Below are 23,371 nucleotides of genomic sequence, written 5' to 3' on the forward strand. Positions count from 1 at the left end.
ACGGGTCAGAACATCCCCGGGATGATCTCTTCTGCAGTATTCGAGAAGACCTCTTCCTGGACGGCGAGGTACTCGCGCCAAGCCGAGGCATCCCAGATCTCGGCTCGCGACCCCGCGCCAATGACGGCGAGTTCGCGACCCAGACCGGCGTACGCACGCAGGTCCGCAGGAACGCTAATGCGACCCTGCTTATCCGGGATCTCCTTGTAGGCTCCCGAGAGCATCACGCGGATCCAGTCACGCGCCTGCTTGGACGACAGGGGCGCGCGACGCAGTTCCGCGGTCATGTTCTCGAATTCCGCGGCAGGGAATGCATAGATGCAGTGCTCTTGGCCGCGAGTGAGGACGATCCCGCCCTCCATGTCCTCGCGAAAGCGCGCGGGCAGAAACATGCGGCCCTTGTCGTCGAGCTTGGGCTCATACGTACCGAGGAACATGTCACCGCCCTCCCCTGTTCGGAACTTTCCCCCACTTTAACCCACCACACCCCATATTTACAGAGGAACTTCCGGCGTGGCGTAAAAAACAGAGGTGTCAAACGGCTTCGTTTCAATGAAAAAATCGAGTGGAGAAAAGTGGGGGAAATCTTGCACACATTCGAGGAAACACACCTCCCACTCACCGCCCACGCCACGCACTCACCCCTTCCTCCTCGTCAGCAATCATTGAAGTACCAACGCTAACCGAACGCCAAAGACCAGGAAACGGTCAGCAATCCGAGCCCGGTGGAGCAGCGTGGGGAGGACAGTGGGGAATGCCGGGGAGCACGGTGGGGAGGAGCGTGGAGGACGCCGGGGAGGACAGTGGGGAGGAGCGTGGAGGACGCCGGGGAGGACAGTGGGGAGGAGCGTGGAGGACGCCGGGGAGGACAGCGGGGAGCTGTCCAAGGATCCCGGAGAATGCTCTACCCAAGCGCCACCCAGTTCAGCGTGGATCGCAGCGCAGCGCTCCCCTCACACAGATCAACCACGCACAGGGACACACACGCCCAACATCGCGCGCACATTTGTGCGACTACCGGGGTACTGGTGGGAGGATGTGCGTGATAGTTGCGCAGCATTCTTAGTATTTCATGCTGGTTCTGCGCGTACCCTGAAACAGTAGGGCGCGCTCCCAACGACGGGGGCACGCCGCAGGGCACCTCACCGTGGAGGAGTACGACGCCATGACGGTTCCACCATTGTTCGATCACTTCGATAGCGAGGATGAGGATCAGCTGCCGCGCGACACCGCGTCACGGGAGGCAGGGCGCGAGGCCGATGCTGAGCACTGGGACACCCGCTCGCGTCCCTCGGGTATGCGGGCCCACGCCCAGGCGTGGCTGCACGTCGAGCCTTTCTATTGGACGATGCGCGTGGTCTACGTGTGCCTCGCCGCAGGAGCCGTCTTCGCCGTCTACATCAACGGAGTCGCTGAAGGCTGGTGGCACGCCTGGGGCGAAAAACCCAGCGTCGCGGCCACGGCCCCCGCCACGCAGCCCACGCCCGCACCAACAGTGTCGAGCGAGGCCGCGATGTCGGGCGGCTACCAGATCGGCCCCGACGGCGTCCTCGTACGCCCCACCCAATACGCCGCAGACACCTACACCAAACCCGAACTCCCCGAAGAGGCCAAGGAAAACACCGAACGAGGAGCAGAAGCAGCCGCAGAACACTACCTCGCACTACTCGTCTACGCCTGGAACACCGGAGACACCCAACCACTAGCAGATATGTCCGATAGTGACTCAAAGTTCGCGCATGAGGTGACGCAGAGGATCAGCGATCTCTACGGTAATGGATGGGTATTTAACAATAGTTCCGCCGTGGAGCACGTTCTCAAGCTTGAACCTGCGGAATTAGCGGGTGCAGAGAATACATCTGACGCCGTGACAGTAGTACTAGCTATCAACTCGTCAGATGGAACGATTTGCCAGAACAAGAATATTTATGTTCACGATCAGCAATACCAATCCATATTTGCGCTAGTAATGACATGGAATAATGACCAATGGGTTGTAACCCAAGCGGGAATGGAAAAGACAAATGAGTGAGAAATTCCTTCGATTTGTCATATCGACAACTATCGCACTGCTATTGTCTGTGGCCGTTGCGCACACAGCATACGCGGAGGAAGTTACTCCCCCTCCCTTCTATGACACAGATGCGCACGATGACGCCATTGATTTTCTCCTGAAGCAAGGCATCAAACAATATAGCGGAAGTACTCAGCCTAGTAACGAGTCACCAACTGATGACACAATTCGGCAATCAAATTCTGCCATTGCGAGTCCTGATGCAGTGACCGCCATGGCAGATAGAAATTGTGACGGAAAAGGACACGAGGGCATTCAGTCAGACGGAAGTACCGCACTATATGCATGTCGCTCTATGTTCCCTAAAACTGGCGATTCAGGATGGACACCAACCACGCGCGAGATTCTGTACTATGCAGCCACAACAATCCACGCCGACGGCGCGGGCCTTCATAAGCGCCCCGCCAGGACGTCGTACACGAACAAGTACGTCCCCACACTCGTGGCGGCCACCCATCCGACCCAAACCCACACGATTAACCTGCTGGGACACGACATCACCATCACCTTGACGGCCACCAATTACGAATGGGACTGGGGCGACGGCACCCCACACACCATCACCGCCTACCAAGGGACGGTCTTCGAGAAGGGCATGGACCCCAACAAGGACCCCCGGCTGATCCGCCACTACTACACCCCGCCCAACGGGTGGCGCTCACGCTTCGACGGCCCCTACCCCGACGCCACCCGCACCATCACCCTGACCACCACGTGGAGTGGCACCGCCACCAACCCCTTCACCGGCGAAACACAAACCATCAACGGCCTGGTCACCACCACGGAAACAACAGGCCCCTTCCCCCTCAACCACCTCATCGTCTCAAACACCGACACCTGGGAAGAAAAACAAGGCCACTAAACCACCGAGGGGCGAAGGCCTCACCCTCCCCCGCGTTCACGGCACGCCAAGCATGCGATACATGATGGACAGCAAAGCGGGGCGCTCCGGTTTCCCGGTGCGCCCCGCTCCCAACAGTCTTGGATCGACGACGTCAGTCGTCATCCTTGCGGTTATCCCAGCGTCGCTCCTGATCCTGAATGAAGGAATCCCAGCCGCCACCCTTGCTCTTCTTCTCCGAGCGGGGCTCATCCGCACTGCGCACCTTGCCCCCGGGCCGCGAAAGTGCGTAGAGCACTCCGGCGACCGTCACGGCGAAACCGACGACCCCCAGGAGGATCGACACGACGGAGTACCCCAGGGACACAGCAGCAACCAGCACAATCATGCCCAGGACAGCACCCGTCAGGCCAAGGGCAATACGGCGAGGAGCGCGAGGACCTTCCGCCGCCTTCGACTCAGGCTCTTCGGAGACGGGAGCGGACATCTGTGAGGCCAACGCCGGGTCTTCCTCGCGCAAAGATGCTTCCATCTGCTCGAGGATCTTCTTCTCATACTCGGTGAGAGCCATTGGGTGCCCCTTTCACATGGGTAGTACGAACAGCTTAGCGCGTCCGGTATGTCAGAGACGAACTGGCCTTACAGGAGGGTCCCCTGGCGCGCCTCGCTGCCGCCACCATCCAGCCCTTGCTCACCCCGGCCTCGTTGATCGGACGGAGCCTGAGCGGGAGCAGCCTCACCCGTATCCGCCCCGAAGGAACGCCGGTCAGGCGTCTTCTTACCGAGCAGCGTGGCCGGAGCGAGCGCACCGGCACCAAACTTCGTGCGGATCTGATCCATCGCGCGCTCCGAGGCGGCCGGTCGCTCGTCCCGATCCAACGTCACGGCGACTCCACCGGAACGCGACTGCAGGCCCTCCACGCGCACGCCGAAGAGACGCACCCCGCCGATCGGCATGTCCTCGCGCGAAAAAAGCTCACGCGCGGCCCTGGCAATGTCTCGCCCCGTGTCCGTGGGCGCCACGAGGCTCACGCTGCGCGTGATCGTATGAAAATCGGCGCCGCGCATCTTAATCCCGACAGTCCACCCGACAACCCCGCCCGCCCGCAGTCGACGCGCGCAATCGTGAGAGGCCGCCAGGATGAATTCCTCAATCTGGACCCGCGAGCGCACATCCTCCTCGAAGGTGCGTTCCATGCCGACCGATTTTTCGGCGCGCGCCGGGCTCACAGTCCGCGGATCGATGCCCCACGCAAGGTCGTGCAGGTGATGGGCCGCGGCGACTCCGAGGAGTTTCGTCAGGCGGGCGATGGGCGCGTGGGCGAGGTCGCCGATTGTGTCGATACCTTCGCGATCGAGGACGGCTGCGGTTCGACCGCCCACACCCCACAGGGCCCCCACCGGCAGCCCGTGGAGGAAGTCGACCGTGGCCTGGTGAGGGATGAGGAGAAGCCCATCGGGTTTGGCGTGCGAGGAAGCGATTTTCGCGACCGATTTCGTGGATGCGATGCCAACGGATGCGGGCAGGCCGACGCTCTCGCGGATTCTCGAGCGGATGAGAGTCGCAATCGTCAGGGGTGATCCGAGGCGGCGGCGAGCCCCGGACACGTCCAGGAACGCTTCATCGATGGAGACCTGTTCGAGCGCGGGCGTGATCGTCGCGAGGATCCTCATGACCTCCTGGGAGTAGCGGCGATACAGGCCGTGACTGCCAGGAACGAAGGCCGCGTGCGGACACAGCGCTCGGGCACGCGATGTCGGCATGCCGGCGCGCACGCCGAGGGCTCGGGCCTCGTAGGTGGCGGACGTGACGACGCCGCGCCCCGAGGTCCCTCCAACGATGATGGGACGCCCGATGAGGCTCGGGTCCTCGCGCATTTCGACCTGGGCGAAGAATGAGTCCATGTCGACGTGGAGGATCGGAGTGCCCGAGTCATCCGATCCCCAGTCGCGTTTCGCTCGCGCGTCCCTGGGAGCGTTTGACATGTCACCTCCTGCACCCATCGACGGTCTTCGTGGTTACAGTGTCCACCATGGCACGCTCATCTTCGTCACGCGACATCTCTTTCGACACGGATTTCGGCCCAGCGCATATCCGGTGGGATGGGCCGCGTGCGACGCTCTTCCTCGGTGAGGTCGAATCGTCCGCAGTTGACACGTCGGACCCCACCTACTTGGAGTTCGAGTACATGCAGCACATGGACGCTGTCGTGTCCTCGCTGTGGGGCGCTCAGGATCGTTTTCGCGCGCTTCATGTGGGCGGTGCGGCGTGCGCGCTCGCGTGCGCCTGGTCGGCGTCGCACCCACAGTCCCGCCACGTCGCCGTTGAGGTTGACCGTCTGTTGGCCGAGCAGGTGCGTGAGCACTTCCCGATCCCGAAGGCCCCGCAGGTCAAGATCCGCGTGGGCGATGGACGTGCGGTCCTCGACGCGGCGCGTGGGGGGAGTTTCGACGTGATCGTGCGCGACGCGTTCGCCTCCGGGGTCACTCCGGATCACCTGCGTACGGTGGAGTGCGCGCAACGGGCACGCGCGACGCTGACGGCCCGAGGCGTCTACCTCGTGAACTGCGCCCACGGCGGGGCAGCAAACGCTCGTCAGGACGTGGCCGCCCTGCGCGAAGTTTTCCCTTTCGTGGCGTCTATTCAGGATCCGAAGGTGGGACGAGGCGGGAGGCGCGGTAACGTCGTCGCCCTGGCCTGCGCGGATGGCGTCGTTGACGTCGATGAGATCGATCGCGCCCTGCGCACGCTGGCACTACCCGCCCGCATTACGCGGCCGCGGGACCTGGAGCGATGGGTGGCGGGAACGCCCGCTCTCAGGGATGCGCAGGTCGGATATCCTCAGACCGATTAACGAGGCCGTGGCGCGTTAACGAGGCCGTGGCGCGCGGGCAGGAGCACCGCGCCCAGGAGTTGGGCTCGGCGCCGCCTCACGCACGGATCCGTCAGGCGCGGTGGCGCGGCGACGAGGGGCCGGGTCCCTGCCCCCTGCGGCGTGCCTCAACGCGGGCGAGAACATCCTCAACGGTGTCGGGCTTGGCTACGTCCTCGGCTTCTTCAGTACGCGGCGCCCGCTGAACGGACTCGATTTCCTCGTCCTGGGCACGGGAGACCTGCGCGAGGTAGGCCTCGATCACGTCGCCAATGTCCTTCGGTGCTTTCTCGTCGCCGCTGGTCATCGGAGGCTGTCCCATGCCAGGCAGCGGAATCGCGCCCGTTCCACCGGTCCACGCATCAAAGTGCTCCTCAAGAGCGGACACAGTGTGCGAGATCTCCGGATTGCCTTCGACGAGCTTCTCGATGCTCTCCTGATCCTGCGCAGCTCCCTGTTCGAGGTCACCGACCGGCAACGAGAGGTCCGCGAACTTAGCGAATGAGGTCAACAGGGCAGAGGACGCGGCTGGGTAGCCGGTGTCCGCCATGTAGTACGGAACAGCTCCGAGCAGCGCGAGCCCACCAATCCCCTGCTGTCCCATGCGAATCTGCATGAACGTGGACAGCGGCGAGGGGAACTGCATGTGATTCGAGATCGCGCCGGACCCCGGGGGCAGCAGCGACTCGTCGGTCGCCTGCACGTGGACGGGCGTGGGACGCGTGTGCGGAACCCCCGAGGGGACGCCGTGCAATGAAAAGGTAATTTCCACGCCTGCGCGTTCGCAGATCTCGCGGATCGCAGCAGTAAACGACTCCCAGTGGGCGTCGGGCTCAGCCCCGTGCAGGACCAGAATCGGATTCCCCATGTCGTCTTCGACGAGGTCGAGGACGGTTTCGGGCATCACCATGTCCGGGGAGGACACCCAGTTGTCGACGGTCACGATGGGCCGGTGGGAGCGATAGTCCATGAGGGTATCGGCATCGAACGTGGCGACCCGCTCGTTGTGCAAGGAACGCAGCAGCTGGCCAATCGCCATGCGTCCAGCCGCACCGGCGTCAATCGCCCCATCGAAGTGGATGAGGAGAATCTTCGCCTTCGCACCCGCGGCGGGACCGTCGGCATACAGGTCGGTGGCCTTCATACTCACGTCTCCTCCTCATGCTCATGCTTCTGCCTCGTGTCTAACGTACCCGCGTCGCCCCCGCCTCGTCACGCGGGAACCATTTTTGAGCTTGGGGCGAAGTCCGCACACGCCCGACGCACTGGAAGCGCCGAAAGCAAAAGTAGGGGACAATAGAGGGCCACAGAATCGAGGAGGAGCCATGGCCACGAACACTCATGATGAGTCGTCGACCGACCTTCCGTTGCCCGAACAGGATTTCGTCGACCGCGCCTACGAGCGCCTGGATGCACTGCGGGCCTCCTACCGCGAGCGCCAGGGGCGCGTCCACTCCACGCACGGCGTCGGTAACGCACAGGGATGGACTGAGCGCGAGGCCCTGTCCGCGCACCTGGGAGAGATGGCCGCCCGCCTCGAAGGTGTGGAAGAACGCCTCGTCTTTGGTCGCCTCGACATGGTGGATCGTTCTGTGCGCCACGTGGGTCGTCTGTCTCTGTCTCACGAGGACGGCACTCCCCTCCTCGTGGACTGGCGTGCTCCCGCTGCGCGCCCCTTCTATCAGGCCACGTCGGCTGAGCCGGACGGCGTCGTTCGGCGTCGTCATATTTCGACGCGTGATCGTCGAGTAACCGGCCTGGAGGATGAGCTGTTGGACGCGTCCCACGCATCGGGGCTGGAGCTCCAGGGCGAGGGCGCGCTCATGCACGCGCTGAGCGAAGCTCGCGACGGTCGTATGGGCGACATCGTCGCCACCATTCAGTCCGAGCAGGACCGCATCATCCGCGCATCCGACAAGGGCCTCATGGTCGTCCAGGGTGGCCCGGGTACAGGCAAGACAGCGGTCGCGCTGCACCGTATCGCCTACCTTCTGTACGCCCACCGCGAGCGCCTCGAGCGCTCGGGGGTCCTCCTCGTGGGCCCGTCGAGGCTGTTCCTGCGTTATATCGAGCAGGTGCTCCCCTCCCTGGGTGAGACGGGCGTCGTGTCTGTGACTGTCGGTGACCTGGTGCCGGGCGTGCATGCTCGCGCCGAAGACGACGAGGCCGTGGCTCGGATCAAGGGGCTGCCCGCGTGGGCGAAAATCGTCAAGGAGGCGGTGCGCTCGCTCGCGAAGCTGCCCGAGGGCGACCAGGTGCTACGCGTGTGGAACCGCGAGGTGACGCTCTCGCGCTCCGACGTGGAGACGGCCAGGCGCCGAGCGAAGCGCTCTGGTCGTGCGCACAACGTGGCGCGCGAGTCGTTCGCGCGCGAGCTCATGGACGTCCTCGCCCTGCGTCTTGCGCGCGAGGCCGGGGATGCCGATTCCGAGGGCGGCGTGGATCCGGAGGTGAAACGCTCGTGGCTCATCGAAATCCGCGATTCGGTGGATTGCAGGCGCGCAATCAACACGGCGTGGATGCCGACGAGCGCGGGGACGCTGCTGCGTCGGCTCTACGCGCGCCCCGAGGTATTGGCGGCGGCGAACCGCAAGGCTGGTTCTCCCCTGCGTCCCGATGAGCTCGCCGCTCTCGTGCGGCCGCGCTCGGCGCCGTGGACGGTCTCAGACGTGCCGATCTTGGATGAGTGCGAAGAACTTCTGGGTCCCATGCCCACCTCCTCCGCGTCATCGCGGGAGACGGATGAGGGTGCGGTTGAGCGCGCCCGCGAAGCGATCGAAGCCCAAAACCTGGGTGGCGGCATCGTGACAGCTCAAATGCTCGCGGACCAGGTCACCGGACAGGATTCGTGGACGCCCCTGTCCGAGCGTGCCGCGAAAGACCGCACGTGGGCATACGGCCATATCGTGGTCGACGAAGCCCAGGAACTCTCTCCGATGGCATGGCGTGCCTTGCTGCGCCGCTGTCCCTCCCGTTCGTTCACGGTCGTCGGAGACCTCGACCAGCGCCGTGGCAACAAGCGTCCGCCCACGTGGGAGAAAGCTCTCGGCCCAGCAGCCCGCGCCTTCACAGCCGAGTACGCCCTCACGGTCTCCTACCGCACGCCTGCGACCCTGACGACGCTCGCTGAAGGTGTCGTCGCCCGCGCCGACGTTCCCGTCCTGTACCCGATGACCGCCGTACGCGACGTCGAGGGCTGCTACCGCGTCACCCACGTGGACGCGCCCGAGGAGGTCCCGGCCTCGCCGAAGGAAGACAGCTCCCTGTGGCAGGCCGTCGCCCGGGCCCAGCGCGAGGCCGAGGAACGCCTCGACCGCGAGGCGGGTACCTCCCGTGGCCGCATCGCCATCATTGTCGGCAACGAGCGCGCCCGAGCGTGGGGAGCCGACGTGGCCGGCGAGACTGCGCTCTCCGAGCGTGTCTCCCTCCTGTCTGCCGTTGCCTCCAAGGGCCTCGAATTCGACTCGGTCGTCCTCGTCGAACCCGCCGAGATCATCAGCGACGGCGTCGGAGACCTCTTCGTGGCGCTCACGCGCGCCACCCACGACGTCCACGTCGTCCACAGCGCAGCTCTGCCCGCCGGCATGGAGGAATGGTAGGAGCAACCACACCCTGACACCGCGTACCGTTTCGCGTCCCCGTCTGCCATGATGGGGGCATGACACGCGCACTGCTCCTGGAAAACCCGCACGACGTCGCCGACGATATTTTCGCCAAGTTCGGCGTTGAGGTAAGGCGCGTCAAGGGCGCCCTGTCCGAAGATGACCTGATCGAGGCTCTCGAGGGCGTGGACTACCTGGGTTTGCGTTCCAAGACCGAGGTCACGGAGCGCGTGCTGCGTGCACGCCCCGAACTCAAGGCCATCGGCGCCTTTTGCATCGGCACGAACCAAATCGACCTGGCCACGGCGACCGAGATGGGCATCGCCGTCTTCAATGCCCCCTATTCCAACACCCGCTCCGTCGTCGAACTCGCCATCGGCGAGATCATTGACCTTTCACGCCGCGTGACCGTGAAAAACTCGCGTCTGCACCGCGGCGTGTGGGACAAGAGCGCGGACGGGGCCCACGAGGTGCGCGGCCACACGCTCGGCATCATCGGCTACGGGAATATCGGCACCCAGCTCTCCGTTCTCGCTGAGGCCATGGGCCTCAACGTCATCTTCTACGACGCCGCCGAGCGCCTCGCCCTGGGCAACGCGACGCAGATGCCCACCATGGAAGCCGTCCTACGCGAAGCCGACATTATTTCGGTGCACGTGGATGGCCAGGAGTCCAACACGAACCTCATCGGACGTGTCGAGTTCGAACTCATGAAGCCCGGCGCCCTGTTCATCAACCTGTCACGCGGCCACGTCGTCGACGTCGACGCACTGCATGCCGCGCTCGTCTCCGGGCACCTGGGCGGCGCCGCCATCGATGTGTTCCCGGAGGAGCCTCGAGCCAACGGCGACCCATTCACCTCTCCCCTGGCGACGCTCGACAACGTCATCCTCACCCCCCACATCGGCGGGTCGACGGAGGAAGCCCAGTACGACATCGGTCGTTTCGTCGCCGCCAAAATCGGCGAATACCAGGTCAGCGGCTCAACCGACATGAGCGTGAACCTGCCGAACCTGACGATGAATGTCGGCAAGCGCTCGCGCTACCGCGTGCGCCTCATCCACCGCAACGTTCCCGGCGTCATGGCGCGCGTCAACCAGATTTTCGCGTCCTCCGAGGCTAACGTCGACGCACAGATCCTGGCCACCCTCGACGAGGTCGGCTACGTGCTCACCGACATCTCGGCAGGCCTGGGACGCGAGGCACTTGAGGAGCTGAGCCACCTACCCGAGACCATCCGCTTGATCGCGACGCCGCTCTAAAACTGTCGCGTTCATCGCGTTTCCACCTGGTTAATGGGCAGCGTGGTTACGGTATCGTAGGTATACCGTTCCCAAAGGAGGACAGATGGACCTCACGTCGCAGCTGCGCGCTCTGTACGCGCCCGGCGTTGCCTACGAGATCGCGGCCCCCGCGCAGCCCATCCCCGAGATGGTCCTGGAGGTTGCCTCGCGCTACCCGAAGCGCACAGCCATCGACTTTTTCGCGCGCCAGCTCACGTATGCAGAGCTTGCCCGTGAGATGCGCCGATGCGCCGGTGCCCTCCACCAGGCGGGTGTGCGCCCTGGCGACCGGGTCGCTCTCGTCATGCCGAATTGCCCGCAGCACGCCGTTGCCGTTCTCGGCACGATGCTGCTCGGCGCGGTCGTCGTTGAGCACAACCCCCTGGCACCCGCAGGCGAGTTGGAAGGCGAGTACGCGCGACACGGCGCACGCGTGACGATCGCATGGTCCAAGACCCTCGAGAAGCTTACCTTCCTCGGACGCGGCCACACCACCTTCTCGATGGACCTGACGACGGCCCTGCCCACGGCCTCGCGCCTAGCGCTCAAGCTGCCTGTGAAGGCAGCGCGCGAGAAGCGCGATCAGCTCGCGAGCCCGCGCCCGAACTGGGCCCGCTCCTGGACGCGCGCGATGCGCTCGGCCACCCCCTGGCATGGCAGCTGCCCATCTGCCATGGATGACGTGGCTCTCCTCATCCACACGGGCGGAACGACGGGCGTTCCGAAGGCCGCCGCACTCACGCACGCCAACCTCATGGCCAACGTCGAGGAATCAATCGCGTGGGTGCCGGTCCTTCACGAAGGGGCCGAAGTCTTCTACTGCATCCTCCCGCTTTTCCACGCCTTCGGCTTCACGATTGGCTTCCTGGCGGGCCTGCGCTTGGGCGCGACAATCGCGATGTTCCCCAAGTTCGACACCGCGCTGGTCCTGGCGGCCCAACGCCGCCTGCCGTGCACGTTCTTCCTGGGCGTTCCACCCATGTACGAGCGCCTCCTCAAGGCAGCCGAGGGGACAAATGCTGACCTCTCGTCGATCCGCTTCTCGCTGTCCGGCGCCATGCCTCTCTCGGCTGCACTTGCCGATCAGTGGGAACAAGCCACCGGCGGCCTCATGATCGAAGGCTACGGCATGACCGAGGCTTCCCCGATCATCCTTGGTTCTCCTCTCGCCTCATCGCGCGCACGCGGAGCCCTTGGCATCCCCTACCCTTCCACCCAGGTCCGCATCGTCGATCCGGAAAACCCCTCCCGCGAGGTGGCCGATGGCGAGGTCGGAGAACTCATCGCGCGCGGCCCACAGGTCTTTTCCGGCTACTGGAACCAGGACGAGGAAACCGCGGAAGTCTTCACCGAGGATGGCTGGCTACGCACGGGCGACCTCGTGCAGGTGCGCAACGGCTTTATCTACATGGCCGACCGACGCAAGGAGATGATCAACTCCTCCGGCTTTAACGTCTATCCCTCCCAGGTCGAAGAAGCCGTGCGATCAATGCCTGGCATCCTCGACGTCGCAGCCATTGGCGTACCTGCCGGAGAGTCCGGCGAGGACGTCGTCGCAGCGGTCGTGCTCGAAGCCGGCGCCTCCGTGACGCTGGGTGACCTGCGCAAGTGGGCGGAAAAATCACTCGCCCACTACGCGCTCCCTCGTCAGATTGTCGTCATGACCGAGCTTCCTCGCTCGCAGCTGGGCAAGGTCATGCGCAAGAAGGTGCGCGAGCAAATCCTGGGCGCTCAGGCGGCCGCCACGGATGCTGTTGCGGGCGCGCGCGACGCCGTCGCAGGCGCACGCGAAGCGATGAGCGAAAAGGTCGCAGAGGCACGCGGCGCCGCTTCCGAGGCCGTCTCCGAGGCTCGCGTGGCCGTCGCCGGAGCGCGCGGCGCAATGTCCGAGGCCATGGCTGAGGCACGTGAAACCATGTCCGAAAGGGTCGCAGAGGCGCGTGAAACCGCCTCCGAGGCCATGGCCGGGGCGCGCGATTCCGTCGCCGAGGCGGTGGCAGGTGCGCGCGAGTCAGTGTCCGAGGCCGTGGCTGGGGTCCGTGGATTGTCCGCGGGTACTCAGGGATCTACCCCCACTACCGGAGACTATGCACCGACGGCTGACCACCAGGAGACAACCGAGAGCTAATCACCAGGCATCGCCATGCTGACGAGTAGTGCCCGGTCCTCGTTGAGGGCCGGGCACTACTCGCACATCAGAATCAGTCATCTCCGAGCAGCGTGGGCGCCGCCGCGACGGAGCGTTTGCGGGCAGAACGTGCCTTACGAGGCTTCTTCGCAGGGGTCGGCGCGCTCTGGGCGGCATCGTCCGCTGTCTCTGGAGCGTCGGCACCGGAAGCGGTGCTGCGCGAGCGCTCCCGCAGCGCGTGAATGGCCTGTTCGAAATCGTCGAGGTTATCGAACTGGCGATAGACGGATGCGAAGCGCAGGTATGCGACGACATCCAGATCGCGTAGGAACGGAAGGATCGCCTTTCCGACCTCGTCTGTGGACACGTTGGAGACACCCGTCGAGCGCAGCTGCTCCTCCACCTGCTGGGCAAGAATCGCGAGCTGGTCATCCGACACAGGCCGACCCTGGCAGGCCTTCTTCACACCCGATACAACCTTGTTACGGGAGAAGGACTCGACCACCCCGGAGCGCTTGACGACCTGGAATGACGAGGTTTCAAGCGTCGTGAAACGCTTCTTACAGTGGGTGCACTCGCGACGACGCCGAATCGAGGCGCCGTCGTCCGCGATGCGCGTATCGACGACGCGCGAATCCGGGTTATGACAGAAAGGGCAGTGCACCCTTCAACGGTACACGCTCGGACCCCCATCTGTCACAGGAGTCCCACGTGCCACCGTCAGCGGACGGGGACAACAACCCTCTGGCCGGGCTGCAAGGCGCCGCGCACATCATTCATACGCTCAATGTCGGCGACGACCTGCTCGAGCGGGCGATCCGTCTTCACACTCTGAGCGAGGGACCAGACAGAGTCACCACTGACGACCGCCTTTGTGACGGTCGGACCGTCGTACGCGTCCGGCTGAATCGCTAGACCAAGGGCACCGGCACCAACCGAAAGGACAAGCGTGGCGAGCACGCCGGCGAACAGACCGCGACGCGAGGACCCAGTCCGACGACGAGGAGCAGCAGGCGCACGCAGATACGAGGGATCATCAATGCGCTGAGCCTCAACACGACGACGCGCAGAGGGGGCCGTAGAGATGTCACGAACAGTCGCGAGCGGCGCTTCCTCCACGACACGAAGCGGGGAGCGGCGCGCAGGGAACGAGACGGCACCCTTCCTCACAACGGGAACACTCATGAGAACCTCCAGAAACCTTAATCGAACATCTGTTCGTCGAACACCTGTACGATAGCATGCAATCCACACAATGTCGAGACCCGCTCGAACATATGTTTCATTTTGTCTGCGATCGTCCTATCCTTGACACATCCAGTGGACGACCACCCGTGCACATTTGCGTCCACCCACAGGAGAGGGAGAGGCCATGACCGAGCGACCGATCAGCGATCGCCACCGCGCAATCCTGCGTGTTATCAACGAAAAGTTGGCATCGAGCGGCTTCCCCCCGTCTGTGCGCGAGATCGCATCCGCAGTTGGATTGGCGTCGCCTTCGACGGTGAAGCATCATCTCGACGCGCTTGAGGCCGACGGATTCCTCGTTCGCGAGCCAGGGCTCCCTCGCGCGCTCGATCTCACTGATCGTGCGCGCACCGAGCTGGGAATCGCCCCCTCATCGCAACCCTCGGAGAAGGTCGTTCGCATCGAAGTCCCCGTCTCCCACGTGGAGGAAGAGGGAACGGCTATTCCGTTGGTCGGACGCATCGCCGCTGGTGCGCCCATCACGGCTGAGCAGCACGTAGAGGACGTGTTCCACCTGCCAACGTCCATGACCGGGCACGGTGATCTCTTCATGCTCGAGGTCAGCGGCGAGTCAATGGTCGACGCTGGCATCTTCGACGGTGACTACGTTGTCATCCGTTCTCAGAACGACGCTCGCAACGGTGAATTTGTCGCTGCCATGATCGACGGCGAGGCCACGGTCAAGGAACTGTCCATCACGGGCGGCCACGTCTGGCTGCTCCCACACAACCAGGACTACTCCCCCATCCCCGGCGACGAGGCCACCATCCTCGGCAAGGTCGTGACCGTCATTCGTTCGCTCTGACGCACTACAAGAAAGAGTGGCTCCACCCAAGAGGGTGGCGCCACTCTTTATCTGCCGATGAGGATCAGAAGCCGAGGTCGCGGGCGACCTGACGCAGACGCTGGGCCGAGGCGGTCAGACCGTCACGCTCGTTCAGCGTGAGTGGCGGGTTGAGGACTCGTCCGGCGCCGTCGCGGCCCACGATGGTCGGGGCAGCCATGACGACGTCCGAGATGCCTTCCCAGTCCTCAAGCAGGGTCGAGATGGTCAGGACTCGCTGCTCGTCACGCAGGACAGCACCCGCGATATTCGCGGCGGACAGGCCAATCGCGTAGTTCGTCGCGCCCTTACCCTCGATGATCTTGTAGGCGCTCTGGACGACCTCCTGCGCGATCGAGTTGCGCAGAGCCGAGTCGAAGACACCGCCGGACAGGGTCGGGCCCCACTGCGACAGCGGGACGTTGCCGATCTCAGCGCTGGACCACAGGGCGACCTCAGAGTCGCCGTGCTCACCGGCGACGTACGCGTGGATGTTCTGGGTGGCCACACCCGTCTCACGCGACACGAGGTAGCGCAGGCGAGACGTGTCGAGCACCGTGCCCGAGCCGAAGACCTGATTGCGGGGAAGACCCGTAAGCTTGAGCGCCACGTAGGTGACGACGTCAACGGGGTTCGTCACGAACATGAAGCGGGCATCAGGGGCCACGTTCTGCAGGTTCGGAACGATCTTCTTCATGAGGTTGACGGTCGAACCGGCGAGCTCCAAGCGCGACTGGCCGGGCTGCTGCTTGGCACCAGCCGTCACGATAATCAGGTCAGCACCACGAACGATCTCAACGTCGTCGGAGCCCTCAATCGAACCGGCGGGGGTGAACTGAATGCCGTGGGCCATGTCAAGGGCCTCGGCCTCCACCTTTGCCTTGTTGATGTCCTGAAGGACGATCGAGCGGGCGTCGCCGCGCATCGCACAGGCGTACGCGACAGCGGTACCAACCGCGCCGGCGCCGATAATGGCGATCTTAGAGGGACGTCCGGAGGACTTTGACGGGTACAGGGTCTGGGCTTTATTTTCCACGAGTGTCTCCTAGAGTCTGCGGGCATGTCCATTCTCTCAGATGAGAGCCTCACCGCGCCCGTTAACTGTGCGACGTTTTACACGCTCAGAGGCCCCTCGCCCCTACTGGTCACTCACCTTGGCGAGGCGTCGCAACGCTCCGCGGACGACCTGCGGATCCGTCGTCGGCCACATGGCAGGCAGGGAGCGCATGATGAAACTGCCATAGCGCTTCGTCACCACGCGTGGATCGAGGATCGCGACGACACCCCGGTCGTCGGTCGAGCGCAGAAGGCGCCCCACGCCCTGGGCCATCATGAGCGCCGCGTGCGTGAGAGAGACGGAGACGAAGCCATTGCCGCCACGGCGTTCCACATCCATGGATCGGGCGCGCGACACCGGATCGCCAGGGCGCGGAAACGGAATCTTGTCGATGACGACGAGACGGCAGGCTTCCCCTGCGACGTCGACCCCCTGCCACAGGGACATCGTGCCCACGAGGCAGGAGTCGCGTTCCTCGCGGAAACGCTGGATCAGCTGCGCCAGGGTTTCCTCGCCCTGCAGGTAGACGGTTAAGTCCGTTTGTTCACGAAGGGCTTGTGCTCCAGCCATCGCCCCGCGGCGCGACGCGAAGAGGGCGAGCATCCCGCCACCCGAGGCCTGCGCAAGTTCGACGAGCTCGTCGAGCAGTTCCTCGGAGGGCCCGTCGCGCCCGGGTAGCGGCAGGTGGGTCGCCACGTAGCGGATGCCCTGGCGTGCGTGGTCGAAGGGGGATCCCACGTCGATGCCGTGCCAGGGCACGCCGGAGACGGCCATGCCGGACTGTGCGGCCATGAAGTCGAAATTCCCGCCGAGCGCAAGCGTTGCCGACGTGAGGATCGCGGGCCGCTCGCCGATGCCGTTCCCACCGATCGCCGCCGACACATCCAAGGGCCCCACAGTGAGGCGCGCGTTGTCGGACTCGTCCTTCGTGATGTAGGCAATCGACTGGTCGGGGTCCCTCCCCCACGCGTCGAGCGCCGCGATCAGCTCGTCAATGGCGGCACGGGCCAGAAGCTTCGCAGCGGGCTCCCCCTGTGCGTCCGACACCTCATGACTGGCTCGCCGAGCCGCACCATCAAGGACCACCATCGCATCAACGAGGGCGCTCGGCCGGTACTCGAGGAGGCCCGCCTCCAGCGGGGCCATCGCTGCACCGAGCCCAGCCCCGGCCTCGTCAAGGTCCGTGGAATCGATGGACAGATTCGAGCGCAGGGAGCGCGCCACGCGGCTCACGCGGGCCACCGTCAGGTCGGCGGCCGCCTGGGAGCGCACACGGTCGGCTAGCTCGTGGGCCTCGTCGATGACGACGGCGTCGTACTCGCCGAAGAGCTCACCCTCGCCGCACGCATTGATGCCGAACAGCGAATGATTCGTGACAACGACGTCCGCCTCGGCAGCCTCCAGGCGGGCGGCCTGCGCGAAGCATTCGTCGATGAGCGGGCAATGCTTGCCCAGGCACTCGGGTTTGGCGACCGAGGCGTGATGCCAGGCCCGATCCGACACACCGGGCACCAGATCGTCGCGGTCTCCCGTCGTGGTTTCGCTGATCCACTCACGGATGCGCAGGATCTCCTTACCGAGCTCGCCCGTCGGGCCAACGCTCACGTCCTGATCCTCAAACAGGGTGCCCTCGGTGGGGTACCCGCCGTCCAGCTTGTGCAGGCACGCGTAGTTCGACCAGCCTTTGAGCACCGCGACCTTCAGGCGCGTACCTGTCACCGAGGCGACCGCGTCAAGAGCAACCGGCGCGTCCTTGACAAGAATCTGACGCTGCAGCGCGAGCGTCGCCGTCGAAACCACCCCTCGAACCCCATTCGTTGCGCAGTGCGTCAGCAGGGGCACCAGATAGCCGAGAGACTTGCCTGTGCCCGTGCCTGCCTGCACGAGGAGGTGGTGGCGATCCTCAAGCGCAGCGGCTCCTTCGGCGACCATCGAGGCCTGTCCCTCGCGCGCGGACCCGCCCATCTGGGAGACGACCGCATCGAGGACGCGGCCCGAGACCTCGACCAGGTCCTCGCTCACGAAGCGTTCACCGCCGCGTCGCCCACGGTACCGCTCACCGCCTCGCGGGCGATGACGGCGGCCAGGGCCTCATCGACGCGCGCGACGATGCGCGTGCCCGCCTCCGCGTACTCCTCGCGCTCGACGTCACCCTCCTCGTGGATGCGGTGCACGAGGGAGCCGGCCGAATACGGCAGGATCGCGTCGACGGCCACGCGAGGCCGGGGCAGCATGTCCTCGAGGGCAGCGCGCAGCGCCTCCACGCCCCAGCCCGTGTGGGCGCTGAGCGGGACAGCATTTGGAAAGACTGTGCGCAGCAGCGCAATCTGCTCGGGCGACGCCAGGTCGGCCTTGTTCAAGGCGATGAGCTCAGGAATGTCCGAGGCGCCCTCAATCGTGTCGATGACCGAGCGCACGGCCTGCACCTGGGAAACCGGGTCCGGGTGCGCCGCATCAACGACGTGCAAGATGACATCGGCCTGCCCGACTTCCTCCAGGGTCGAACGGAAGGCCTCGACCAGCTGTGTGGGCAGGTTGCGCACGAAGCCGACCGTGTCGGTGAGCGTGTACTCGCGGCCATCCGCAGCGCGCGCCCGGCGCACCGTCGGGTCCAGCGTGGCAAACAGCGCGTCCTGGACGAGGACGCCCGCCTCCGTGAGTCGGTTGAGCAGCGTCGACTTGCCTGCGTTCGTATACCCGGCGATCGCCACCGACGGCACACCCCCACGACGGCGGGAGTTACGCTGCGTGCGGCGGGCAGGTTCCATGCGCGCGATGTCCGCGCGCAGCTTCGCCATGCGCGTACGGATGCGGCGACGATCCAGCTCGATCTTGGTCTCGCCGGGACCCCTGGAACCGATACCCGCGCCGCCCGCGACGCGACCACCGGCCTGACGGGACATCGACTCACCCCAGCCGCGCAGACGCGGCAGCAGGTACTCAAGCTGCGCGAGCTCCACCTGCGCCTTGCCCTCACGGGACTTGGCATGCTGGGCGAAAATATCGAGAATCAAAGCCGTGCGGTCGACGACCTTCGCGTCGACGACGTCCTCCAGCCCACGACGCTGCGAGGGAGCCAGTTCCTCGTCAACGATGACGGTATCGGCCTCAACGCTACGCACAATCTCAGCCAGCTCGCGGGCCTTGCCAGACCCCAGGTAGGTTGCGGGGTCGGGCTTCATGCGGCGCTGGATGATGCCGTCGAGCACGCGCGAACCGGCGGTCTCCGCGAGCGCGGCGAGCTCGCGCAGCGAGTTCTCGGCTTCTTCTTCGCTCTGCGTGGTGCGTAGGCCCACAAGCACGACTTTTTCGAGTCGCACCTGGCGGTATTCGACCTCGGAGATGTCCTCGCGGTCGGAGGCACCGGTGTCGACGCGGCGCGTGCCCGCGCGGGCCTCGCGCTCAAGGGCACCCGCATCCTGGGACGTGTCCTGACCCGTCGTCGATGCGAGCGCCGTTCCCGAGCGCGCGAGGATGCGCGCGACAACGTCGTTGACGCGCTCATCGCGCTCTTTGGTCGAAGAGTCCGCACCGGTGTGGGTCGTGTCCATAACCATCCTTTTTGTGGGGACTTCTAGTGTCGCACGCCCCGTCCTCATCTGCGCCGCCGCGCGCGGGCGCGATAGGCTTTCTTCCGTGGACGAACAGTATTTCACCGACTCTTCCCCAGCGACCGCGGACGAGGTCCGCACGATCAAGGTGAGCGCGCGCGGATTCGACCTGTCGATGCGCGTGTCGTCGCGCGTGTTTTCGGGTTCCAAGCTCGATCTCGGGACGCGTCAGCTCCTGGAGATCGCCCCGGACCTGCCCGAAGGCGGGACCTTCCTGGACCTGGGGTGCGGGTGGGGTCCGATCGCGACGATCATGTCGTTGGAGTCCCCGAATGCCACCGTGTGGGCGGTGGACGTGAACTCTCGTGCGGTGGATCTGACGCAGCGCAACGCCCAGTCCAACGGGGCGAACGGCGTGCGCGCGCTGAAGGCCGAGGAGGCGCTCGCCGTCTCGCAGGAGTCGGACACGCGCTTCGACGTCATCTGGTCGAACCCGCCCGTGCGCATCGGCAAGGAGGCGATGCACGAGATGCTCCTGGCGTGGCTGGATCGCCTCGCCCCCGCCGGCGTCGCCTACCTGGTCGTCCAGCGCAACCTGGGCGCGGATTCGCTCATCACGTGGCTGAACGGCCAGGGGTATCAGGCCTCGAAATACGCGTCGAAGAAGGGCTTCCGCATTATCGAAGTCCGTCCCGCCTGAGGTCCTCTACCCCGTCGACGAGGCCGGGGCCGCCTCGCGCTCTCCAGCACCGTTTCCTCGGAGGCTGGTTCAGGGCAGGCGGATCTCGGCGACTCGCGTCGCCGGTCCCGTGAGGAACACCGACGCATCCGTGATGCGGGGGCTCTCCCCTGACCAGTCGATGACACCGTCAAGACCGACGATGACCGTTCCACCCGGAATATCGACGACCCACTGGGTGGGCGCTCCCGGTCCACGACGCAGGGCGGTGGCAAGGGCCGCCGCGCAGCATCCGGTGCCGCACGCCTGGGTCTCCCCCACGCCGCGCTCGAGCACACGCATCGCGATGTGTCCGCGCGTCGCGCCTGGCTCCGTCAGGTCGACGACCAGCTCGAGGTTGGTCCCCGCCTGGGGTGCCGGATCGTAGGAGGGGCGCTGGGCCTGCGGAATCTGCGAGACGTCAACCGTCGGCAGGAACACACCGCGCAGGGTCTCCTCGTCGGTAAGCTCAACAACCGTGTGCGGGTTGGGCATGTCCACCCAGATGCCGCCCATCGCGCTATCGATTCCCGGGACTGCCACCTCGATTGTTTCACGTGCAGGAGAGGCAGCGGGCCCCATGTCGACGCGGTAACTCGCGCCGCGCCCCTCATCCTCGGACTCCGGGGTGACGCGCTTGATGCCGCCGCGCGTAGCCACGTCCAGGGTCTGGCCCACCGGCAGATCGACGAGGCCCTCGCGGCGCAGGTGATCGACGAAGACGCGCACGCCGTTGCCGCACATCTCAGCCTTCGACCCATCCGCGTTGCGGTAGTCCATGAACCACATTCCGTCGCGCTCGACGGCCCGAATGAAGCCGTCGGCTCCAATCCCGAAGGCCGGGGAGCACAGCGTCGCGACCTCGACCTCGCTGGGATCGTAATCGTCGAAGCGATCCGTGGCGACGACGAAGGAATTACCGGCACCGTGCGCCTTGACGAGACGGGCGTGAGCGGGCAGCTGCGTGTGTGTCATGGATCCACCGTAGCCCCCGGCTCCCGGGCGCGCAGCCCCCGATCATGTTAGGAGCATCCCAGGGCGGCCTCGGCCTCGCGCTCGGTCAGCTCGACGACGCGGCGCACCACGGCCTCGTCCGAAGCAAAATCCTCCACGTCCAGCCAGTGCACGCGCGGGTCTGGACGCAGCCACTTGACCTGGCGGCGCGCCAGCTGGCGGGTGGCCAGCGCGATAGATTCCACGGCCTCGTCCTCGCTCATCTGCCCATCGATGACAGCGAGCGCCTGGGAGTAGCCCGTCGCTCGGGATGCGGTCTTCGCCTCGCGTAGGCCAACATCGATAAGTCCGCGCACCTCCTCGATGAGGCCGCCGTCCATCATGGCGCGCGTGCGCAGCGCGATGCGCTCGTCGAGTTCCTCCATCGGGCGACGCAGCGCCACCATGAGCGCCGGTGCCACGAACTCGTGGCGGGGCATGGACGCCGAATAGGGGCGCCCGGTCAGCTCGATCACCTCGAGCGCCCGAATGATCCGACGGGCGTTGTGCGGATCGATGCGCTCCGCCGAGACCGGGTCTAGCTGGGTCAGGCGATCATGCAGGCCTCGCGAACCCAACGGCCCCTCGGCCTCCTCCTCCAGACGAGCGCGCACGGCCGGGTCCGTGCCCGGAAACTCGATGACGTCCAGGAGGGCACGCTGGTAGAGACCCGACCCTCCCGCAACCACGGCGACACCCCCGCGCTCGTGGATACTCGCCACGTCGTCGCGCGCATGCCTCTGATAGGCGGCAACCGAGGCTTCGTCGCGCACGTCAAGCACATCGATCTGGTGGTGGGCGATCCCGCGGCGCTCCTCCACCGGCGTTTTCGCCGTCCCCACATCCATGCCGCGGTAGAGCTGCAGGGCATCCGCAGACACAATCTCACCCGCGCCACTCGCACCGAGCGCCTCCGGAAGCACGCAGGCCAGCTCCAGGGCCAGGTCCGATTTGCCCGAGGCCGTGGGCCCCACAACCGCGCACACGACGTCCGACGCGCGCCTCACCGATGTCTCCATGGCCACCAGTGTACGGGTGCCTCCCACAGATACCACCCAACAACGGCTAGGCTTAACACCATGAGCACAACTGACACTCCCCCGGTCACCCTCGACCGGGTCATCCACGCGGTCGAGGCCGTCGGACTCATCCCGTTCGTCTCCTCCACCGGCCAGGTCGCCGCAATCCTGCCCAACCGCACCGTCCGCATCGCCGTGCCCGAGGGACACCCCGTCCAGGGAGTCGCGGACTACCCGCGCTTCTTCGACCCCTCGCACGCCGACGCCATCGCTTCCGCAGTGCGCCGCCTCAACGCGTCCACCTACCTGCCGAAGATCACCTCCGGCACGACCGAGACCGGCGCCATCGCCCTGCACCTGCAGCACACCTTCAACTGGGTCGTGGGCGCCACCGACGCACAGGTTCAGGCCGAGGTCTCCCAGTTCATCATGGCCTCCGTCGCCATGATGAACCAGCTCGACATCATGTTCCCCGACCAGTGGACTAAGGAGGCCGCCAATGCCTGAATGGAAGAGCTTCACCTTCGGCGATGACGGCGAGGCCAAGCCCGAGGCTATGCCCGCCCCCGCCACCCCCTCCCCCGCGATGGAGGCCGACGAATACGCCGCCAAGTGGGGCACCGCGGTGTCCGAGCTGACGATCGAACGCATCGAGAAGGTGCTTGAGGGCGACGGTCTGCCGCACGGCTCCAACGAGTTCATCGCCGTCACCCAGCTGGAGGATGTGCAGTTCCAGATTCATCGCGAACCCGTCGACGCCCCCTGGGCGCAAATCGAGACACGCATCGCGGTGCCCGGCGAGGGCCATACTGAGGTCTCGCTGCAGGAGAAGGCGAACGAATGGAACAACGCCCACCTGCAGCCGACGGTCTTCCCCATCGAAGACGGTGACGGCTGGGTCCTCATGGCTGCGTCGCGTTTCTTCGTCGGCGAGGGCCTATCGGACCGCCAGATCCACGCGATGCTGCGCCGCGGCCTGATTATCGGCCTGTCGGCCGCTCAGGAAATCCCCGCGCTCTTCGCACACGGCTCCGACGAGTAAACCCCTCGATCTGGCCACATACATGGTGCCCCGCTCCTCTCGTGAACTGCGCCCCGAAACTTGGACGCGTTTAATGGTAGCCGTTATGCGGCTTCCTGTAGGGCCTGATCCCGGTATTC

The 23,371-nt window shown here is 65.3% G+C and carries 21 protein-coding genes; 10 read left to right on the forward strand and 11 right to left on the reverse strand.

Annotated elements, in window-relative coordinates; all coding sequences use genetic code 11:
- Positions 1–5: 5 nt before the first annotated feature.
- Entirely contained in the window at positions 6–437 is a 432-nt protein-coding gene (mraZ, locus tag QP415_RS04940) for a division/cell wall cluster transcriptional repressor MraZ (protein ID WP_016461900.1), read from the reverse strand.
- Positions 438–1,165: 728 nt separating this feature from the next.
- Here mraZ and QP415_RS04945 point away from each other — a divergent pair.
- Both QP415_RS04945 and QP415_RS04950 read left to right on the forward strand, forming a co-directional pair.
- Entirely contained in the window at positions 1,166–2,032 is an 867-nt protein-coding gene (locus QP415_RS04945) for a DUF6318 family protein (protein WP_285099119.1), read from the forward strand.
- A gap of 337 nt (positions 2,033–2,369) precedes the next feature.
- Positions 2,370–2,936 (forward strand): hypothetical protein, encoded by a 567-nt coding sequence (locus QP415_RS04950; protein WP_306559512.1) that lies wholly within the window; start codon positions 2,370–2,372, stop codon positions 2,934–2,936.
- A 133-nt stretch (positions 2,937–3,069) separates the two neighbouring features.
- On the opposite strand, the gene QP415_RS04955 is transcribed toward QP415_RS04950, so the two are convergent.
- Together QP415_RS04955 and dinB are read right to left on the reverse strand one after the other, a co-directional pair.
- Positions 3,070–3,486, reverse strand: a complete 417-nt coding sequence (locus QP415_RS04955) for a DUF3040 domain-containing protein (protein WP_285099120.1) — start codon at positions 3,484–3,486, stop codon at positions 3,070–3,072.
- 68 nt (positions 3,487–3,554) lie between these two features.
- Positions 3,555–4,901: a DNA polymerase IV gene (gene dinB, locus QP415_RS04960; protein ID WP_285099121.1), complete on the reverse strand. Its 1,347-nt coding sequence runs from the start codon at positions 4,899–4,901 to the stop codon at positions 3,555–3,557.
- A 47-nt stretch (positions 4,902–4,948) separates the two neighbouring features.
- Here dinB and QP415_RS04965 point away from each other — a divergent pair, with 47 nt between their 5' ends.
- Positions 4,949–5,770 (forward strand): spermidine synthase, encoded by an 822-nt coding sequence (locus QP415_RS04965; protein ID WP_285099122.1) that lies wholly within the window; start codon positions 4,949–4,951, stop codon positions 5,768–5,770.
- A 91-nt stretch (positions 5,771–5,861) separates the two neighbouring features.
- Here QP415_RS04965 and QP415_RS04970 read toward each other — a convergent pair whose 3' ends face one another.
- Positions 5,862–6,938 (reverse strand): PAC2 family protein, encoded by a 1,077-nt coding sequence (locus tag QP415_RS04970; protein ID WP_285099123.1) that lies wholly within the window; start codon positions 6,936–6,938, stop codon positions 5,862–5,864.
- A 175-nt stretch (positions 6,939–7,113) separates the two neighbouring features.
- On the opposite strand from QP415_RS04970, the gene QP415_RS04975 reads away from it, so the two are divergent.
- From QP415_RS04975 to QP415_RS04985, 3 genes are all read left to right on the forward strand, one after another.
- On the forward strand, positions 7,114–9,387 hold the full coding sequence (locus tag QP415_RS04975) for a HelD family protein (protein ID WP_285099124.1): 2,274 nt from the start codon (positions 7,114–7,116) through the stop codon (positions 9,385–9,387).
- 59 nt (positions 9,388–9,446) lie between these two features.
- Positions 9,447–10,652 (forward strand): phosphoglycerate dehydrogenase, encoded by a 1,206-nt coding sequence (serA, locus tag QP415_RS04980; protein WP_285099126.1) that lies wholly within the window; start codon positions 9,447–9,449, stop codon positions 10,650–10,652.
- An 85-nt stretch (positions 10,653–10,737) separates the two neighbouring features.
- Positions 10,738–12,801: an AMP-binding protein gene (locus QP415_RS04985; RefSeq protein ID WP_285099127.1), complete on the forward strand. Its 2,064-nt coding sequence runs from the start codon at positions 10,738–10,740 to the stop codon at positions 12,799–12,801.
- Between the two features lie 73 nt (positions 12,802–12,874).
- On the opposite strand, the gene nrdR is transcribed toward QP415_RS04985, so the two are convergent.
- On the reverse strand, positions 12,875–13,465 hold the full coding sequence (gene nrdR / locus QP415_RS04990; protein ID WP_016461911.1) for a transcriptional regulator NrdR: 591 nt from the start codon (positions 13,463–13,465) through the stop codon (positions 12,875–12,877).
- 56 nt (positions 13,466–13,521) lie between these two features.
- Positions 13,522–13,986, reverse strand: a complete 465-nt coding sequence (locus QP415_RS04995) for a LysM peptidoglycan-binding domain-containing protein (protein ID WP_016461912.1) — start codon at positions 13,984–13,986, stop codon at positions 13,522–13,524.
- Positions 13,987–14,173: 187 nt separating this feature from the next.
- Here QP415_RS04995 and lexA point away from each other — a divergent pair, with 187 nt between their 5' ends.
- Positions 14,174–14,854, forward strand: coding sequence for a transcriptional repressor LexA (gene lexA, locus QP415_RS05000; RefSeq protein WP_016461913.1), 681 nt, complete (start codon positions 14,174–14,176; stop codon positions 14,852–14,854).
- Between the two features lie 64 nt (positions 14,855–14,918).
- On the opposite strand, the gene QP415_RS05005 is transcribed toward lexA, so the two are convergent.
- The 3 genes from QP415_RS05005 to hflX form a co-directional block, all read right to left on the reverse strand.
- The gene (locus QP415_RS05005) at positions 14,919–15,908 is read right to left on the reverse strand and encodes an L-lactate dehydrogenase (RefSeq protein WP_007587840.1); all 990 of its coding nucleotides are present in this window, start codon (positions 15,906–15,908) and stop codon (positions 14,919–14,921) included.
- 102 nt (positions 15,909–16,010) lie between these two features.
- On the reverse strand, positions 16,011–17,951 hold the full coding sequence (locus tag QP415_RS05010; protein ID WP_285099128.1) for an ATP-dependent DNA helicase: 1,941 nt from the start codon (positions 17,949–17,951) through the stop codon (positions 16,011–16,013).
- Positions 17,948–19,480: a GTPase HflX gene (gene hflX, locus QP415_RS05015; protein WP_285099129.1), complete on the reverse strand. Its 1,533-nt coding sequence runs from the start codon at positions 19,478–19,480 to the stop codon at positions 17,948–17,950. The genes QP415_RS05010 and hflX overlap by 4 nt, the downstream gene beginning before the upstream one ends.
- Positions 19,481–19,565: 85 nt before the next feature.
- Here hflX and QP415_RS05020 point away from each other — a divergent pair, with 85 nt between their 5' ends.
- Complete coding sequence (locus QP415_RS05020; protein ID WP_285099141.1) at positions 19,566–20,180, forward strand: class I SAM-dependent methyltransferase; 615 nt, start codon at positions 19,566–19,568, stop codon at positions 20,178–20,180.
- A 69-nt stretch (positions 20,181–20,249) separates the two neighbouring features.
- Here QP415_RS05020 and dapF read toward each other — a convergent pair whose 3' ends face one another.
- Positions 20,250–21,173 (reverse strand): diaminopimelate epimerase, encoded by a 924-nt coding sequence (dapF, locus tag QP415_RS05025; protein ID WP_285099131.1) that lies wholly within the window; start codon positions 21,171–21,173, stop codon positions 20,250–20,252.
- Between the two features lie 47 nt (positions 21,174–21,220).
- Positions 21,221–22,210, reverse strand: a complete 990-nt coding sequence (gene miaA, locus QP415_RS05030; protein WP_285099132.1) for a tRNA (adenosine(37)-N6)-dimethylallyltransferase MiaA — start codon at positions 22,208–22,210, stop codon at positions 21,221–21,223.
- A 60-nt stretch (positions 22,211–22,270) separates the two neighbouring features.
- On the opposite strand from miaA, the gene QP415_RS05035 reads away from it, so the two are divergent.
- The gene (locus tag QP415_RS05035; RefSeq protein WP_285099133.1) at positions 22,271–22,717 is read left to right on the forward strand and encodes a histidine kinase; all 447 of its coding nucleotides are present in this window, start codon (positions 22,271–22,273) and stop codon (positions 22,715–22,717) included.
- Positions 22,710–23,252 (forward strand): YbjN domain-containing protein, encoded by a 543-nt coding sequence (locus tag QP415_RS05040; RefSeq protein ID WP_285099134.1) that lies wholly within the window; start codon positions 22,710–22,712, stop codon positions 23,250–23,252. The genes QP415_RS05035 and QP415_RS05040 overlap by 8 nt, the downstream gene beginning before the upstream one ends.
- Positions 23,253–23,371 lie beyond the last annotated feature (119 nt).

Origin of the sequence: Pauljensenia sp. UMB3104 (assembly GCF_030217285.1) — a bacterium.
GTDB lineage: Bacteria > Actinomycetota > Actinomycetes > Actinomycetales > Actinomycetaceae > Pauljensenia.